This is a genomic window from Flavobacterium endoglycinae, assembly GCF_017352115.1.
Taxonomy (GTDB): Bacteria; Bacteroidota; Bacteroidia; order Flavobacteriales; family Flavobacteriaceae; genus Flavobacterium; species Flavobacterium endoglycinae.
The window spans coordinates 926748-943911 of record NZ_CP071448.1; the positions used below are offsets into that span (position 1 = coordinate 926748).

At 32.6% G+C, this 17164-nt stretch carries 15 protein-coding genes; 10 read left to right on the top strand and 5 right to left on the bottom strand.

The genetic code is table 11. The features are described from left to right. Positions 1–32: 32 nt before the first annotated feature. Positions 33–1169, top strand: coding sequence for a glycosyltransferase (locus J0383_RS04050; RefSeq protein ID WP_207297170.1), 1137 nt, complete (start codon positions 33–35; stop codon positions 1167–1169). Here J0383_RS04050 and J0383_RS04055 read toward each other — a convergent pair. The 5 genes from J0383_RS04055 to J0383_RS04075 form a co-directional block, all read right to left on the bottom strand. Further along, positions 1166–2422 (bottom strand): O-antigen translocase, encoded by a 1257-nt coding sequence (locus J0383_RS04055; RefSeq protein ID WP_207297171.1) that lies wholly within the window; start codon positions 2420–2422, stop codon positions 1166–1168. The genes J0383_RS04050 and J0383_RS04055 overlap by 4 nt on opposite strands. Positions 2423–2456: 34 nt before the next feature. Continuing rightward, a complete protein-coding gene (locus J0383_RS04060; RefSeq protein ID WP_207297172.1) occupies positions 2457–3533 on the bottom strand; it encodes a DegT/DnrJ/EryC1/StrS family aminotransferase in 1077 nt (358 codons plus the stop codon). Between the two features lie 12 nt (positions 3534–3545). Beyond that, a complete protein-coding gene (locus tag J0383_RS04065; protein ID WP_207297173.1) occupies positions 3546–4523 on the bottom strand; it encodes a GNAT family N-acetyltransferase in 978 nt (325 codons plus the stop codon). Positions 4524–4535: 12 nt separating this feature from the next. Next, a complete protein-coding gene (locus J0383_RS04070) occupies positions 4536–5138 on the bottom strand; it encodes a trimeric intracellular cation channel family protein (RefSeq protein ID WP_207297174.1) in 603 nt (200 codons plus the stop codon). A 68-nt stretch (positions 5139–5206) separates the two neighbouring features. Next, a complete protein-coding gene (locus tag J0383_RS04075; protein WP_207297175.1) occupies positions 5207–5950 on the bottom strand; it encodes an RDD family protein in 744 nt (247 codons plus the stop codon). Positions 5951–5970: 20 nt separating this feature from the next. Here J0383_RS04075 and J0383_RS04080 point away from each other — a divergent pair, with 20 nt between their 5' ends. The 9 genes from J0383_RS04080 (at position 5971) to J0383_RS04120 (ending at position 17086) form a co-directional block, all read left to right on the top strand. Continuing rightward, a complete protein-coding gene (locus J0383_RS04080) occupies positions 5971–6951 on the top strand; it encodes a stage II sporulation protein M (RefSeq protein WP_207297176.1) in 981 nt (326 codons plus the stop codon). A gap of 12 nt (positions 6952–6963) precedes the next feature. Further along, the gene (locus tag J0383_RS04085; protein ID WP_207297177.1) at positions 6964–7734 is read left to right on the top strand and encodes a DUF4129 domain-containing protein; all 771 of its coding nucleotides are present in this window, start codon (positions 6964–6966) and stop codon (positions 7732–7734) included. Beyond that, a complete protein-coding gene (locus tag J0383_RS04090; protein WP_207297178.1) occupies positions 7734–8942 on the top strand; it encodes a DUF4350 domain-containing protein in 1209 nt (402 codons plus the stop codon). The genes J0383_RS04085 and J0383_RS04090 overlap by 1 nt, the downstream gene beginning before the upstream one ends. 37 nt (positions 8943–8979) lie before the next feature. Continuing rightward, positions 8980–10005 carry an AAA family ATPase gene (locus J0383_RS04095; protein ID WP_207297179.1) on the top strand — a complete coding sequence of 342 codons (1026 nt, stop codon included), beginning with the start codon at positions 8980–8982 and terminating at the stop codon, positions 10003–10005. Between the two features lie 100 nt (positions 10006–10105). After that, a complete protein-coding gene (locus J0383_RS04100; protein ID WP_207297180.1) occupies positions 10106–11437 on the top strand; it encodes a DUF58 domain-containing protein in 1332 nt (443 codons plus the stop codon). A 108-nt stretch (positions 11438–11545) separates the two neighbouring features. Further along, positions 11546–12454 (top strand): hypothetical protein, encoded by a 909-nt coding sequence (locus J0383_RS04105; protein ID WP_207297181.1) that lies wholly within the window; start codon positions 11546–11548, stop codon positions 12452–12454. Positions 12455–12580: 126 nt separating this feature from the next. Beyond that, the gene (locus J0383_RS04110) at positions 12581–13666 is read left to right on the top strand and encodes a phosphoglyceromutase (protein WP_207297182.1); all 1086 of its coding nucleotides are present in this window, start codon (positions 12581–12583) and stop codon (positions 13664–13666) included. A 129-nt stretch (positions 13667–13795) separates the two neighbouring features. Then, positions 13796–14584, top strand: coding sequence for a TrmH family RNA methyltransferase (locus J0383_RS04115; protein ID WP_207297183.1), 789 nt, complete (start codon positions 13796–13798; stop codon positions 14582–14584). A gap of 279 nt (positions 14585–14863) precedes the next feature. Next, positions 14864–17086: a RelA/SpoT family protein gene (locus tag J0383_RS04120; protein WP_207297184.1), complete on the top strand. Its 2223-nt coding sequence runs from the start codon at positions 14864–14866 to the stop codon at positions 17084–17086. Positions 17087–17164: the final 78 nt, after the last annotated feature.

Here is a 17164-nt window from a genome sequence, read left to right on the forward strand (position 1 = left end):
GATTTCTTAATTTCGTATCAAATATAACATTAATGAGGATTTTACTTGTTGGCGAATATAGTCTTTTACATAATTCTTTAAAAGAGGGACTAATTGAGCTTGGTCATGAAGTTATTTTAATTGGCAATAAAGACGGTTTTAGACAGTATCCTCTAGATTATAATTTTGAACCCAAATATCTTAATCTTAAAATATTTAATATTCCTCGAAAAATAATTTATCGTTTATTTAAATTTGATTTTGCAGGATTAGAAGCGGGATTTCGTTTTTATCTTTTTCTTTCCAAATTGCAAAACTTTGATGTGGTTCAGTTTATTAATGAAGCTTCTGTAAAAACGACTTCAAATTTTGAACTTTATCTTATGAAAAAGCTTTGTGCAACAAACAAAAAATCTTTCATGCTTTCAACTGGAATTGATTATTCTACACTGACATTTTATATTGAGAATCAATCTAAAAAATCAATTCTTCAACCTTATTTTAAGAATCCTAAAGAAGACAAAGAATTCAAAGCTTTCTATTCTTATATCAGCAAAGGTCATCTTAAAATTCACAACTTTATTAAAGAAAGATTCAATGGCATCATTGCAACTGATTTTGATTATGTAGAGGCAAATAGCAAAAATCCAAAATATTCAGGTTTTATTCCTTGTCCTGTTAATACCCAAAAACTCGGTTTCAAGGAACTTGTTACAAATGGAAAAATCATTATTTTTTTGGGCATAAGTAAATGGAGCTATCATCAGAAAGGGATTGCATTTTTTGAAAAAGCTTTGGATATAATCAAAGAAAAATATCCTGACAGAGTTGAAGTAATAACTACAAATACAATTCCTTATCCCGTTTATATCGAATTGTATAATAAGGCACATATTTTATTGGATCAGGCTTATTCCTGTGATCAAGGATACAATGCGCTTGAAGCAATGGCAAAAGGGAAAGTAGTGTTTACAGGTGCTGAATCTGAATTTGTAGAATATTACAAGATAACCGAAAAAGTATGCATTAATGCGCTCCCTGATGTTGACTACCTTGTTCAAGAATTATCTTTTCTTATAGAAAATCCTGCTGAAATTACTGCAATAGGAAAACGTGCGAGAGCTTTTATTGAGAAAGAGCATAATTATATTAAAATTGCACAGCAATATCTTGATGTTTGGAAAAGTTAAAATCTAATTTTTCTTAAAAAAACAGATCGAAAATAAAAAAGCAACAAAATAAAATAAATAAAATTATCCAGCGCGTATCCCATTACAACTCCTTCGATTCCATACATTTTAATGAAATACAGACTGAAAAAATACAGAATTGCCAGCGAAAATAGTTCGGTTAGAATAAATGCAGAGGTCTTTTTTTTCGCAAAAAACTGATATCCTAAAATAAGAGAACAAACTTTAAATACATCTCCCAAAAGCTGCCAGAAAAACAAATCAGTTACAGGTAAAAAGTCTTTTGTAAAAAGTAATTGGATAATAAAATGTCTCAAAAAATATAGGATTGTCACAGCCAAGACAAACACTGGAAGAATAAATTTGTAATACTGTAAAAAAACTTTTCTCGTTTCTAAATTATTTTCGGCTTTTGCTAATTTGGGAAGAAAATAAACACTCAGAATGGTGCTGACAAACATTAAATAATATGTAGAAATTCTCGTCATCGTTTCCCAATATCCAGCTTCGTCAATTCCTAAATTCTGAATAATATGATTTCGGATTGCCAGAAATACAAAAGGTCCAAAAACAGATGAAACCAGTGCCATTAAAGAATAAGATGATAGATTTTTTAAAATCTTGAAATCAAATAAATGTAATTTTATAATCTGAAGAAATTGAATTTCTTTTTGAACCAGATAAAAGGTAATAAGAAACAACAACGCAGGTGCAATTACAATTGACATTAAAGCTCCAATAGTTTTAAATTGTAAAATCAGGAAAATGGAAGTCAACAAACCAATGATGTTTCCGATGATGTTGATCCAGATTACTTTTTTGAATTTCCCTAAACCATTAATTACAGCTATAAAAAAAATAGAAAGTCCGTAACCTGGCAAAACCAATGCTAAAACCTTGAAAACAAGAAGATATCCTGTGTTACTTCCAAAAATTTTATAGTTCCAATAATACGCAGTTAGAAATAAAATAGAGCTTAAAAAGACTGCAATACAAAGCATCGTTATAAAAACGGTTGTAATTATCTTGTGGAGTTTGGTTTTACTTTGTTCATTTTCAGCGGTGTATTTTACGATTCCATTTTGAAAACCTAACGTACAAATCGTTTCAAGAGACGTTGAAAAATTACGGAGATTTCCAACAAGCGCCATTCCGTTTGGACCTACGAAAATGGCTAATATTTTTGATGTGATGAGTCCGATTCCGATTTTTAAAGCAACACTAAAACTGTTTAAAGAAGTAATCTTAAACAAACTGGTTTGAATTATTTTTCTATAAAAATTCAAATTAATATTGATTTAAGATTTCTATAATAAAATCAATTTCCGTTTCGGTTAAAACCGGACTGATCGGCAGACTTAAAACTTCGTTGTGAATCTTTTCGGTTATGGGAAAAGATAAATGATTCCATTCCTGGAACGCGTTTTGTTTGTGAGGCGGAACTGGATAATGAATAACAGTTTGGATATTATTTTCGCTTAAATAGTGCTGCAAATCTTCTCTATTTTCTGTTCGAACCACAAACAAATGAAAAACATGATTATTTGAAAAATTCCAAAACGGAAGTATGATTTTTTCATTTTTAATTTCAGACAAATATCGTCTTGCAATCGCTCTTCGTTTCTCGTTGTCAGCGTCTAAATTTGGTAATTTTAAATTTAAAAATCCTGCCTGTAATTCATCTAATCTTGAATTTACACCAATGTATTCGTTATAATACTTTTTCTCAGAACCATAATTCCGAAGCGTAAAAAGTACTTTTGCTAATGCCGAATCGTTTGTGGTAATTGCTCCGCCATCGCCTAAACATCCCAAGTTTTTTCCGGGATAAAAACTGTAAGCTGCTGTTGATTTTTGATTTTCTACCCCGTGAGATTGAGCAGAATCCTGAATAATCAATAGATTATTTTTTTCTGCTATTTCATTTATTTTCTCCATTTCAGCTAATTGTCCGTATAAATGAACGACCAAAATAGCTTTTGTTTTTGAAGTAATTTTTTCTTGAATTAAATCGGGGTTTATATTGTAGGTTTCGAGTTTGGGCTCAACCAAAACAGGAACTAAATCGGCTTGTAAAATCGCCAAGATACTGGCAATATAAGTATTGGCAGGAACTATAACTTCATCACCTTTTTGAAGTTTTCCGAGTTCAATATATCCTTTAAAAATAAGTACCAAAGCATCAAATCCATTCCCAACGACAATGCAATATTTTGCTCCGCAATATTCGGCGAAAGCCTTTTCGAATGTTTCTACTTCTTTTCCTAAAATATACCAGCCGTTCTCTAAAACCGATTTCAGTTTTTGCTGAAAAGCAGTTTCATACGGTTCGTTTATTTTTTTAAGATCAAGAAAAGATATCATTGTCGTTGTGTTTTAAATAAGAATATCTTCTAATTTAGTATAATTAACAGTATCAACTTCATAAAAATCGTGCACAATCGTACTAGCGCCAAAACTTTCTTTCCAATACGTTAATCCTTCGTTCAGATTTTTCCCTTGATTTTCATTTGAAATTCCAAAATCAAAAAACCGTTTTTGAGAAAATCGTTCCTCAATCAAGTAATGAAAAAGATAATCCAGACTTCCTAAATCTTCTTTATCAGGATTTTTTGAAATATACTGGCAATGCGCTACATTTTGTGTTTCAAAAACCGTTGTTCCGCCTACAATTTCATCATCTTTATAAATATTAAACTGATGGATGTTTTCAGGAAAAAAAGATTTTAAGATATGTATTTCCTCAATTGAATGAACTGGTTTTGCGTGGTGTGTTTTTTCTAAATTCGGAATAAGAATTTTGCTCCAAAATAATTCAAATTGATTTTCTTCTTTAATAATCAATTCGTTTGAAATAGCTTTTTTTATGCCTCTTTTTCTAATTTTAGAAATTGTTTTCTCCTGCTGCAAATCAATCACAGAAAGTGAATCACGTCTAATCAGTTTTGCTTCTGCCAAAAACAAAGCGTATAAAATTTCTTCAGAAGGTTTTAAATGGTAAATGGAAGGAAGTGTTTTAAGGAATAGTTTATCGAAATTATTTTCATCCAAAAAAAACAAAAGATTTCTAAAAATAGAAATCACTGATTTTAGTTTTGTCTGTTCTCTATAAACAAGTCCGCCGTAAGTAAGTCCTTGATGTGAATGAATGGAATTTCCTTGTTTATTGGCAGGAAGAATCGCTTTAAGTTTTTCTTCTTCAAAAATTAAAAGCGAAAAATCTTCAAAACGATCTTTATGGTATTCCATAAAATCACGATGAAATAAAAATGTGGCATTTTTGGCCTGATTTACAAAATCGTTCCATAACGCATAATCACTTTCCTCGTATTTTTTTATGGTGTACTGACTCACTTTTACGACTTTTTATTTGTGGTCAAATGCTTTTAAATTCCATTTGTACTTAACTGCCAGCAACCTGATTATAATGATAACCAAAGAAGTAACGAGATATAAAATATCATCGTCTAAATTTAATTTTCTGAGACCAAAAAATACAATTCCTCCTAGAATACAGATCGTTGCATATATTTCTTCTCTAAAAACATTCGGAATTTCATTGCACAAAATATCTCTGATTACGCCGCCAAAACAAGCCGTCATAGTCCCCAGCGCAATACAAATTGCTGGATGAAGTCCCGTTAAAATCCCTCTTTCAAGACCTATTAAAGTAAAAACCCCAAGTCCGATTGTGTCAAATAAAAAAAGAGAAGTTCTAAGTTTATCAAAACTTTTTCTGAAAATAATAGCTAAAAAATACCCAAGAATAATTACGTATACATATTGCATATCACACATCCATCCTACTGGCGTTCTGCCAATTAAAACATCTCGAAGTGTTCCTCCTCCAACTGCTGTTACAAATGCAATTATAAAAACCCCAAACGGATCCAGCTTTTTATGCATCGCCGTTAAAGCTCCAGACATTGCAAATGCCATCGTACCAATAATATCTAATAAATGGAACATTTCTTTTTCTTAAGGTTCAAAGGTGATAAAGGATTAAAGAAACAAAGTTTTTAGTAATTGTTACTAAATTACATATGCTGTGTATAGAAATTGTAATCTTTCAATATCACTCTGATAAAATCATTGTTATTACCAGACTGGTTTTTGATACCGCTTACACTTTCAATTTTTTCTACCAGTTTGTAAATAATCTCCTGATCGTTTTTTGCAATTGCCCTCTGATAGGTTTCTTTAATAATTCGCATATCGTTATCCGAAAGTTTGATTACTAAAGGATAAGTCGGCACATACGAATCTCCAATTTCTTCCAGAATCGTATGACTAATATTGATTTTATTTTTTAAGGTTATAACAGCTGTTCCTGCCACCATATCACCTAATCTTTGTGATTTTTTGCTGGAAACAATTGCAATTAAACCTACTAGACCGTAAAAACTAGTAAAATCTATAATTCTGAAAAACCAGCGCATCAAATAATCTCCAAAACCTGCCTGGTATCCATCTATTTTTACTACTTTTATTTTTACCAGTTTTTTTCCAAAAGACTGTCCTTCAAAAATACTTTCTAAAGTTATGGAATAAATTATGACCGGAAAATACAGCATTAGCAGCACAGCACCATACGACCATGAATCGACACCTCTCAATACTTTTTCGAAGTTTAGCACATAAAAGAAAAACCAGCTTATAAAAGCGATATAACAGCCTTTTATGAACAAATCGATAAAATAGGCACCTAATCTTTCGCCTGCTGTAGCGGCAATAAAATTTATTTTAACATTTTGTGTCGTATTAATAGATAATTCTGACATATTTTATATTTTAGCCTCCAATGAGAGAAATTGCATTTATAAAACAAAATAAAGAAAAATGGCTGGAATTTGAGCTAGCTATTTTCGGTAAAGCTAAGAAAAATCCTGACGAATTAGCTAATTTGTACATTCAATTAATGAATGACTTGTCGTATGCACAAACTTACTATCCTAAAAGTAAGACGGTTATCTATTTAAACCATCTTGCTTCACAGATTTACCAAAAAATATACAAAACGAAGCGAACAGAGAAAAACAAAATTGTCGAATTTTTCGCAACGGAAGTTCCGCTTTTGCTTTATCAATACAAAAGATACCTATTATATGCTTTTGTTCTGTTTTTTGCGACTGTAGCAATGGGAGTTGTTTCTGCCCGTTACGACCAGAATTTTGTCCGTTTGATATTAGGCGATGATTATGTAAATATGACTTTAGACAATATCAAAAAAGGAAATCCAATGGCTGTTTACGGTTCAGGTTCTAACTGGGGAAGTTTCATTGGTATTACCATGAACAACTTGTATGTAGGCGCAAGATGTTATTTATACGGAATTATTGGCGGAGTGGGAACTTTTTACGTTTTCCTTCAAAACTCATTAATGCTGGGCGCTTTTCAATATTTTTTCTATGAGCAGAATGTCTTCTGGAAAAGCGTACGCGGAATCTGGATTCACGGTTCAATGGAAATTTTTGCCATTGTAATCGAGTCTGCTGCCGGATTTATTTTAGGAGCTTCGATTTTGTTTCCAAAAACATTCTCCCGAATGAATTCTTTCAAAATTGGTTTTAAAAACAGCTTTAAAATATTCTTGAGCACGTTTCCATTTACAATAAGTGCCGGATTTCTTGAAGGCTTTATTACCAGATATTCCATAGATATGCCTAACTGGCTGAGCAGTCTTATCATATTATCTACGTTAGGAATAATTTCATTTTATTATCTGGTTTATCCTTTCATCGTTCATAAAAAAGTACACAAATTATCAGCCCAATCGAATTAACCAAAACCAGTAATGAATAGAATTTTCTTTATTTTATTTTTTATCTTTTTCTGTATTTCATCAAATGCACAGGAAGATAGTTTGTATACAGAAGATCCACCCAAAATTTCTTCCATAAAATATACCGAAAAAGACATCCAAACAGATTCAGATGCTGTTGAAGCCAAAACTTTTTCAAAAGATTATCAGAAAAAATATACTGATTCTGATTTTGTTTACGAACCAAAAGCACCCGAAAAAGGTCTTTGGGAACGTTTTAAAGATTGGCTGGCTAGTATTTTCCGAAATCTATTCTCTTTTAGTACAACTGAAGCTTCTTTAAATTTTGTTGCCATTCTGATCAGGGTTATTGCAGCCATTGTGATCATTACTGTGATTTATTTCATTGTAAAAGCGATCATCAATAAAGAAGGACAATGGATTTTTGGAAAAAATTCTAAAAAACGAACAATTCAATATTCTGATATTGAAAAGAATATCCATCTTTTAGATTTTGAAAAACTAATACAAGAAAGTCTTCAAGCAGGCGAAAAACGAACTGTTATACGATACTATTATCTTTGGCTGTTAAAAATAATGGCACAAAACAATTATATCGAATGGGATATTGAAAAAACCAATTCAGATTATTTATACGAACTTCAAAAACCGGCGCACAGAGAAGAATTCACCTATTTATCTTATCTCTACAATTATATCTGGTATGGAGAATTTGAGATTGACGAAAATACTTTCGCGAAAGCTCAAAACCGATTTAAGAATGCTTTAAAAACCTTTAACTAATGAATAAAAATATTAAACTATACATTGGTATTCTGGTTTTAATTTTCATATTAATCTTAATTTCAGATAATAATAAACAGAAACCAATTGACTGGCGACCAACTTTTTCGGTCAATGACAAAATCCCTTTTGGATTATATGTTTTTGATAAGGAAATTGGCGGTATTTTCAAAAATGAAAAAATCCAGAGAATTGCAGATGTCACTCCTTATGAATTTTTAGATTCAAAATATGTTGACGATACGCTGACTAACGGGACTTATTCTGTAAAAGGAACTTTCATCAATATTTCACCAAATAATAATATTGATGATCAGTCTATGAAAGAAATCATGTATTTCGTATCGCACGGAAACAATGCTTTTTTAAGCATGGTCGATTTTCCAAAGCCATTACTAGATACTTTAAAAATAGCTTACGCTTCTAATTTTTTAAAGACCAAAAACAATTCTGTATGGTTTGCTAATAAAAAATTGAGCACCAAAAAATACAAAGCAATTGCTGATATTGGGGATTATTTCTCAAAAATAGATACACTCAACACCACTGTTTTAGGTTATCAGGGAGAACCGGGAAGCAAAAAGAACATTAACTTTATAAAAGTTCCGTACAAAAACGGTTATTTCTTTCTGCATACGTATCCAATTGCTTTTACTAATTATAATCTGCTGAAGAAAGACCGTTATCAATATACCGAAAAAGCATTGTCGTATATCCCAAAAGGAAACATTTTATGGTACACAAAAGTGCAGAGTGAAGAAGGTATTTCTTCCTCGCCAATGCGTTACATTTTAAGTCAGCCCGCTTTAAAATGGGCGTGGTATATGTTCTTAATCGGAATGTTGATTTTTATGATTTTCAATGCCAAACGTAAACAGCGTATTGTTCCTATTTTACAGCCGCTGCCAAACCTGACCGTTGATTTCACCAAAACAATTGGAAATCTATACTATCAAGAAGGCGATCATACCAATATTATTGACAAAAAAATTATCTATTTCTTAGAAAAAATAAGAACCGAATATTTGATCGATACCACAAAACTCGATGATGATTTTATTAAAAAGCTGCATCTGAAAACTGGTAAAAACGAAGCCGATATACAAGAACTTGTGTTTTTAATTAACGAACATCGAAACAGTTATCACGACAGCATTGAAGCGGATTTAATCCGAATTAATAATGCAATTGAAAAGATTTTACACTAATATTACATAAAAAACCAATCAGAAAAACATAGCCATCATGGACGATATCAATACACCAGAAACAGGAATCGTAAACGAGAATGTAAACGAAAACGTAAATTTCGAAACCAGAATAAATCTGGCACCTTTATTAGAACATGTAAATGCGATTAAAAAAGAAATCGAAACCGTAATTGTAGGACAACATAAAATGGTTGACCAGCTTTTGGTCGCTATTTTATCAAACGGACATGTTTTATTAGAAGGTGTTCCCGGAGTTGCCAAAACTATTACCGCAAAACTGCTTGCCAAAACCTTAAATATTGATTTCAGTCGAATCCAGTTTACACCGGATTTAATGCCTTCAGATATTTTAGGAACTTCTATTTTCAACTTAAAAAATTCTGAATTTGAGTTCAAAAAAGGGCCTATTTTCTCTAATTTGGTTTTAATTGATGAGATCAACCGTGCTCCTGCAAAAACACAGGCCGCTCTTTTTGAAGTTATGGAAGAGCGCCAGATTACAATTGACGGTTCAGGTTTTAAACTTGAAGCTCCGTTTTTAGTAATTGCTACACAAAACCCAATCGAACAAGAAGGAACTTACCGACTTCCAGAAGCGCAGTTAGACCGTTTTCTATTCAAAATCACCATTGATTATCCAAAATTAAATGAAGAAATTCTGATTATCCAAAAAGAGCACCAATTACAGGATCACGGAAAACTAGAAGCGATTAAAACCATTCTTTCTTCATCTGAAATAAATGAATACCAAGGTTTAGTAAAACAAATCAGAGTAGAGCAAAACTTATTAGAATACATTGCTCGAATTGTGGTAAATACACGAGAAAATGCCTTTTTATATTTGGGAGCTTCACCGCGTGCTTCAATTGCAATTTTAAATGCCTCTAAAGGTTTTGCAGCAATTCGCGGACGTGATTTCGTAACTCCTGAAGATATTAAAGAAGCTGCAATTCCAGTTCTTCAGCACCGTGTTATCGTAACTCCAGAACGTGAAATGGAAGGCATCACAAGCTCTGAAATTATCAAACAAATCATCGAAACAGTTGAAATACCGAGATAGTTTTTTTAGTTTTCAGTTTGCAGTCGCAGTGCACAGTGACTGAAAACTGAGACCGAGACTGAGACTAAAAAAACACATTAAAAAATTAAACTAAGAAAAATTGAAATTCATAAAAAGTCTATATCTCAATAATTTCTTCTTCTATCTGCTTTTGGGCATTATAGTATTATTTGTCTGCGCTTTTATTTTTCCAAATTTATACAATGCAGTTTGGTTTGTGGTGCTGGTATTATTTTCTTTTCTGGGACTTGATCTTTTAATTTTATATCTGACAAAAACCGGAATCGAAGCTGAAAGAATAACACCAGAAAAACTTTCAAACGGAGATTTAAACCCAATCAATATTCAGGTAAAAAATCACTATACTTTTCCAATTTTGATTAAGATAATTGATGAAATTCCGTTTCAGTTTCAGGTTCGTGATTTTAAAATCGTTAAAACCGTAAAAGCTTCAGAACATAAAGAATTTGCATACGAACTGCGTCCAACAGAAAGAGGCGAATATCATTTTGGATTCTTAAATATTTACGTTTCATCGCCATTGCGTTTAATTTCCAGAAGATTTGTCTTCGGAAAAGACCAAATGGTCCCTACCTATCCTTCTTATATTCAGTTAAGAAAATACGATTTATTGGCTTTTTCAAATAATCTGTATCAATACGGAATTAAGAAAATCCGCCGAATTGGACATACAATGGAATTCGAGCAGATTAAAGAATATGTTCAAGGAGATGATCTCCGCACTTTAAACTGGAAAGCTACCGCAAAGAAAAATGCTTTGATGGTCAATCAGTTTCAGGATGAAAAGTCGCAATCGGTTTACATGGCAATTGACAAAGGTCGTGTGATGCAAATGCCTTTTGACGGATTAAGTCTGCTGGATTATGCGATTAATTCGACTTTAGTTTTATCTAATGTAATTCTAAAAAAACAGGATAAAGCCGGACTTTTTGCATTTTCAAAAAAGGTAGAAAATAGAGTTTTTGCCGAAAGAAGGGGTTCGCAGATGCAGAAAATCCTTGAAACTTTATACAACATTAAAACTGATTTCTTCGAAAGCGATTACAGCCGTTTGTATGTTGATATTAAAAAAAATATCAATCAAAGAAGTTTGATTATTCTGTATACCAATTTTGAAACAATGGACGGTTTAAATCGTCAGTTGCCGTATCTAAAAGGAATTGCGAAAAGTCATTTACTGGTTGTAGTCTTCTTCCAAAACACAGAATTGAATTCAATCATCAACAAAAAAACCGATACCATTCAGGAAGTGTATGATAAGGTAATTGCCGAAAAATTCATGTTCGAAAAACGCCTTATCGCCAACGAATTAAAGAAATACGGAATACATTCGGTCTTAACACAGCCTGAAAATCTGACTTTAGATGCTATCAATAAATATCTTGAGATTAAGTCTAGAGGGATTCTATAAATTTATTTTTATCAATTTATAGTTATGACGTTATTGCGTAAAATTGGATAAATTAAATTAATTAGTTTGAAGAAATCAAAACGATTAGTAATTTTAAATTGCTTAAAAATGCGAAAAATAGTCCTTATCCTATTTCTTTTATTTATTTCTAAAACCCAAGCTCAAAAAAGTGAAATTATTACAATACCGAAAGGCATTGTTTACAATTATGCTGACAATAAGACCATTGAAAAAGCAAAAAAACTAATTGCTGACAATCTGTCTAACAATTCTGATTATAAGTTATTACAAGACAATCTTGTTATTGGTCCTGTACTATGGAAAAGATTTAAAGATAATGAGAAAATACAAAGTATCGAAGGAAGGAAAGTACAATTTCATGTTGATAATGAAGTCTTAGAAGGAAAGTTGAGTCAGGATCTTAATGAATCAAAAATTATATGGGATGAGTTTAAAATCGAAGTTGCAAACGATTTTATAATACGAAAAGCTACTCCTCAAGAACTAATATATTATTGGTCAGTAATTTCCTTTGATATTGATGAACCGTTATTAATTATCGAAACAAAAGAACACAACTACATTTTGAATCTTTTAAAGAAAAATTTGAAATTAATGTGGTTGGACGAAGCTCCGAAATCAAACAAAATTAATGCAACTGTAGCTTATCAAAATGGAGAAAAAGAAACTAAACTTGAAAAAGTGATTTTTTTAAATTCTGATGCAGAATTAGTAGAAAATAGTTCTTTTGAAGATCTTAAATTAATCATTGAAAAAACAAATGTAATATTTGAGGAACTATTTAAAAACTCCGAAAAAGCTGGAAAAATAAGGGTTCAATTTGTTTTAAAAGAAAACAAAAATGAAATAGAATATGCCGTAAAAGATAATTTGGATTTAGATATCATGAAGGTATTTGAACAAAGAGTCAATGCAGAAAATTATCCAAACTCAAAAAAAGATCCAATTAAATTACAACTCCTCTTTAAAGTTAATTCTTTTAATGAATTAGAATAAATGAGTTTTTTGTAATCTGTTAACTTATGGTTATTTTATAGATTTACTTTGCAGCTATCGGCTATTATTAAATTAATTTTGAAAGAAAATAACAATCTGATTCTAACAATTTAAAAGCAGGTAAAAATGAAAAAAATAACCCTAATTCTATTCATTTTAATAAGCGTATCGTCTCAGGCTCAAAAAACGGAAAACATCATTATCATTACAACCGACGGCTTTAGATGGCAGGAAGTTTTTAAAGGTGTTGATCCGGCAATTGCCAATGATAAAAAATTCAATCAGGGAGACAGCACTTATATTTACAAAAAATACGCAGATTCAAATCCTGTGGCATCACGTCAAAAATTAATGCCTTTTTTCTGGTCTGAAATTGCTTCAAAAGGGCAAGTTTACGGCAATCGTGAATTGGGCAGTAAAGTTGATGTTTCTAATCCGTATTGGTTTAGCTATCCCGGATACAGCGAAATTATGACTGGAAATGTTGACCTTCAGGTAAACTCAAATGGTTACAAACCCAATCCAAATAGCAACGTTCTCGAATTCCTAAACAAACAATCAAAACTAAAAGGAAAAATAGCCGCTTTTGGCGCTTGGGACGCTTTCGACCGAATTTTAAATGAAGAGCGAAGCGGTTTTCCTGTAATTTCTGCTTTTGATAAAGTGGGCGGCAATAAACCAACTCCAGCACAAAACTTATTAAATGAAATGCGTGACAATTCATTTAAACCTTTTCATGAAGATGAATGTCTGGATGTTTTTACACATTATCAGGCAATGGATGAACTGAAAAATAAAAAGCCGAAAGTGCTTTATATCGCATACGGCGAAACCGATGAATGGGCACATCACGGTGATTACAGATCGTATCTTGATGCCGCCAATCAAGTCGATAAATGGATAAAAGAAATTTGGGATTTTGTACAAAATGATCCACAGTACAAAAATAAAACAAGTCTTTTTATAACCGTTGATCACGGACGCGGCGATAAAACCAAAACACAATGGACAGATCACGGCGCCGATGTTGCAGGCGCATCAGAAATTTGGTTTGCTGCAATGGGGCCCGAAATCGCTCCTAAAGGTGAAATCAAAATAGAATCTCAATTCTATCAAAAACAATTCGCTCAAACCATTGCAAAAATTTTAGGCTATACTTTCGCAACAAACCATCCCGTTGCCGAAGAAATAAAAGAAGTTTTTGAAAAATAGTTTTTAGTATTTTCCCCGCCACGAATTCACGAATTTGTTTAAGATCGAAATAAATTCGTGAATTCGTGGCGAAAAAACCTGTACAGCTTTTAAAAAAACTCTGTATCTTTGCAACTTTGAGCCTTAAAAATGAAACAAATCACTTCAATTCAAAATCCGTTTATCAAATCTTTGGTTTTACTTCAAGAAAAATCCAAAGCCAGAAAACAAACCGGAACATTTTTAATTGAAGGATTACGAGAAATTTCATTAGCCATAAAAGGAGGTTATGAAATCGAAACGGTTTTATTTTTACCAGAATTAGTTTCCGAAACCGAAATCAACAAACTAATTCGTTCGCCATTTCAAATAATCGAAATCAACAAGGAAGTCTATCAAAAACTAGCGTATCGCGATACTACTGAAGGAATTTTAGCGGTTGCCAAAAGCAAATCTTTAAAATTATCTGATTTAAAACTATCTGAAAATCCATTGATTTTGGTTGTAGAATCTTTAGAAAAACCAGGAAATATTGGTGCTGTTTTACGCACAGCAGATGCTGCAAATCTGGATGCCGTTTTAATTGCCAATCCAAAAAGCGATTTGTACAACCCGAATATTGTTCGTTCCAGCGTTGGTTGTCTGTTTACCAATCAAATTGCAACGGGAACCACTTCAGAAATCATTTCTTTTTTAAAAGAAAAAAAAATCAATTTCTACAGCGCTACTTTACAAAATTCAACTTCCTATCACACTCAAAACTTCACTACTCCAACAGCATTGGTTGTAGGTACAGAAGCAACAGGATTAACGCAGGAATGGCGTGATGAAGCTACTCAAAATATCATTATCCCAATGCAGGGCGAAATCGACAGCATGAACGTATCGGTTGCCGCTGCGATTTTAATTTTTGAAGCTAAACGACAAAGAGGGTTTTGATTGCAGATTTTAGATTTTAGATTTTAGATTTTAGATTTTAGATTTTAGATTTTAGATTTTAAAAATCGCTTTGCTCTTTTTTGGAATTTAGACTCGAGCGATAACGAACAAGTGAAGCAATTTAAAATTTGGATTTTTCAATTTTTAATGTCAGACTGAGCGAAGTCGATGCCCAATCCTACAGGAAAAAATCAAAAATCAATAATCTAAAATCAACAATCCTCCCCCCTTGCGTATGTTCAAACAAATTCTTATTTTTAGTACTTGAACTATGCCGTTATGACAGAAATTGATATTGAAAAAGAAAACAAAGCTATTGCGCACGAATACAAAGAATTACTTCGAATTAGCTACCAAACTTTAACTCCTGCTGACAAGAAATTAATTCGAAAAGCTTTTGATGTTGCCGTTGATGCTCACAAAGAACAACGTCGTAAATCAGGCGAAGCGTATATCTTTCATCCTATTGCAGTTGCAAAAATTGTTGCCTCAGAAATTGGTCTGGGTGCAACTTCTATTGCCGCAGCTTTACTGCACGATGTTGTCGAAGATACTCCCATTACCGTTGAAGATATCGAACGTTTATTCAATCCAAAAGTAGCGCAGCTTGTTGAAGGTTTAACGAAGATTTCCTTAGTTCAAAAAGATTTAAATGCATCGATGCAGGCGGAAAATTTCCGTAAAATGATCCTGACGCTGAATGATGATGTGCGTGTAATTTTAATTAAACTCGCCGATCGCCTTCACAATATGCAGACTATGGATTCGATGGCAGAATACAAACAAACCAAAATTGCATCGGAAACACTTTATATTTACGCTCCCCTTGCCCACCGTTTGGGACTTTATAATATCAAAACCAAACTTGAAGATTTAGGTTTAAAATATACAGAACCTGCCGTTTACGATGATATCGTAAGTAAAATCAGGGAGACAAAAGAACAGCAGGATGCGTACATAAAAGACATTTCTGAAGTCATTAAAAAATCACTTGATGCAGAAAACATCGATTATATCATAAAAGGCCGTCCAAAATCTATTTATTCGATCCGCAGAAAAATGCGTGCACAAAACGTAAGCTTCGATGAAGTGTATGACAAATTCGCACTTAGAATCGTTTATAAATCAGATCCGCATGACGAAAAATTTATTGCCTGGAAAATTTATTCCATCGTAACCGATCATTACCGACCAAGCCCTAGCCGTTTACGTGACTGGATTTCATCTCCTAAATCAACCGGATACGAAGCCCTTCACATTACTGTAATGGGACCAAAAGGCCGCTGGGTTGAAGTGCAGGTGCGAAGCGAACGTATGGATGAAATCGCCGAAAAAGGATATGCAGCACATTACAAATATAAAAACGGCGCAACTGAAGAAAGTGGTTTGGATGTTTGGTTAAATTTACTTCGTGAAGCATTAGAAAATCCTGAAACCAACGCAGTAGATTTCGTAGAAGATTTCAAAATGAATTTGTATTCTAAAGAAATCTTCATATTTACGCCAAAAGGAGAAATAAAATCGCTGCCAAAAGGAGCCACTTCTCTCGATTTTGCTTTTAGTATTCACTCAGAGATTGGAATAAAAACCAGAGGTACACGTGTTAACGGACGTTTGGTTCCATTAAACCACGAATTAAAAAGTGGTGATCAGGTAGAAGTTATTACCTCTCCTAACCAAAAACCAACCGTAAACTGGCTGGAATATGTTACGACTTCGAGAGCCAAAAATAAAATCAAAAACGTTCTTAACGAGAACACGAAAAAAATTGGTGAAGAAGGAAAAGAATTACTGACCCGAAAATTAAAACATTTAAAAATCACGCTTAACGAACAAGTTACAAACGAGTTAGTTAACTTTTTTAAATTAAAAACCAGTTTAGATTTATTTTACCGCGTTGGAATTGGTGCTATAGAAAATCAACAGCTTAAAGATTACGCAGCACAGAAAGGAAATACGTTTATTAATTTCTTTAAAAATAAAATCAAAAGAAATAAAGACACTGCCATTTCTGAAGATATTCACAAACCCGTTATCAGCAGTAATTACGACATGCTGGTTTTCGGAACTGAACACGACAAACTGGATTATAAACTTTCGCAATGCTGCAACCCAATTCCGGGTGACGATGTTTTTGGTTTCGTAACCATTAACGAAGGAATAAAAGTGCATAAAAAAGACTGTCCGAACGCTATTGGGATGCAGTCAAATTATGCCTATAGAATTATGAGTGCCAAATGGATCGATTCTTCCCAAGAAGAATTTAAAGCCATCATCAATATTACCGGAATGGACGTTTTAGGACTTACCAATCAATTGACCCGTGTAATTTCAAATAACATGAGTGTTAATATCCAGAGTATTTCTTTAAGCACTGATGCTGGAATTTTTCACGGACAGATTGCTGTAATCGTTCAGAACAACACGATTCTAAAGAAAATGATCAATGCAATTAAGAAAATTGATGGTGTTGATAAGGTTACAAGAGAGTACAGAACCTAACTTTTTAGGGAAACTATAAGAATTTTGTAACGAAACTTTAAACCCGAAACTTTTATTCATTAAAAATAAAAAATTATC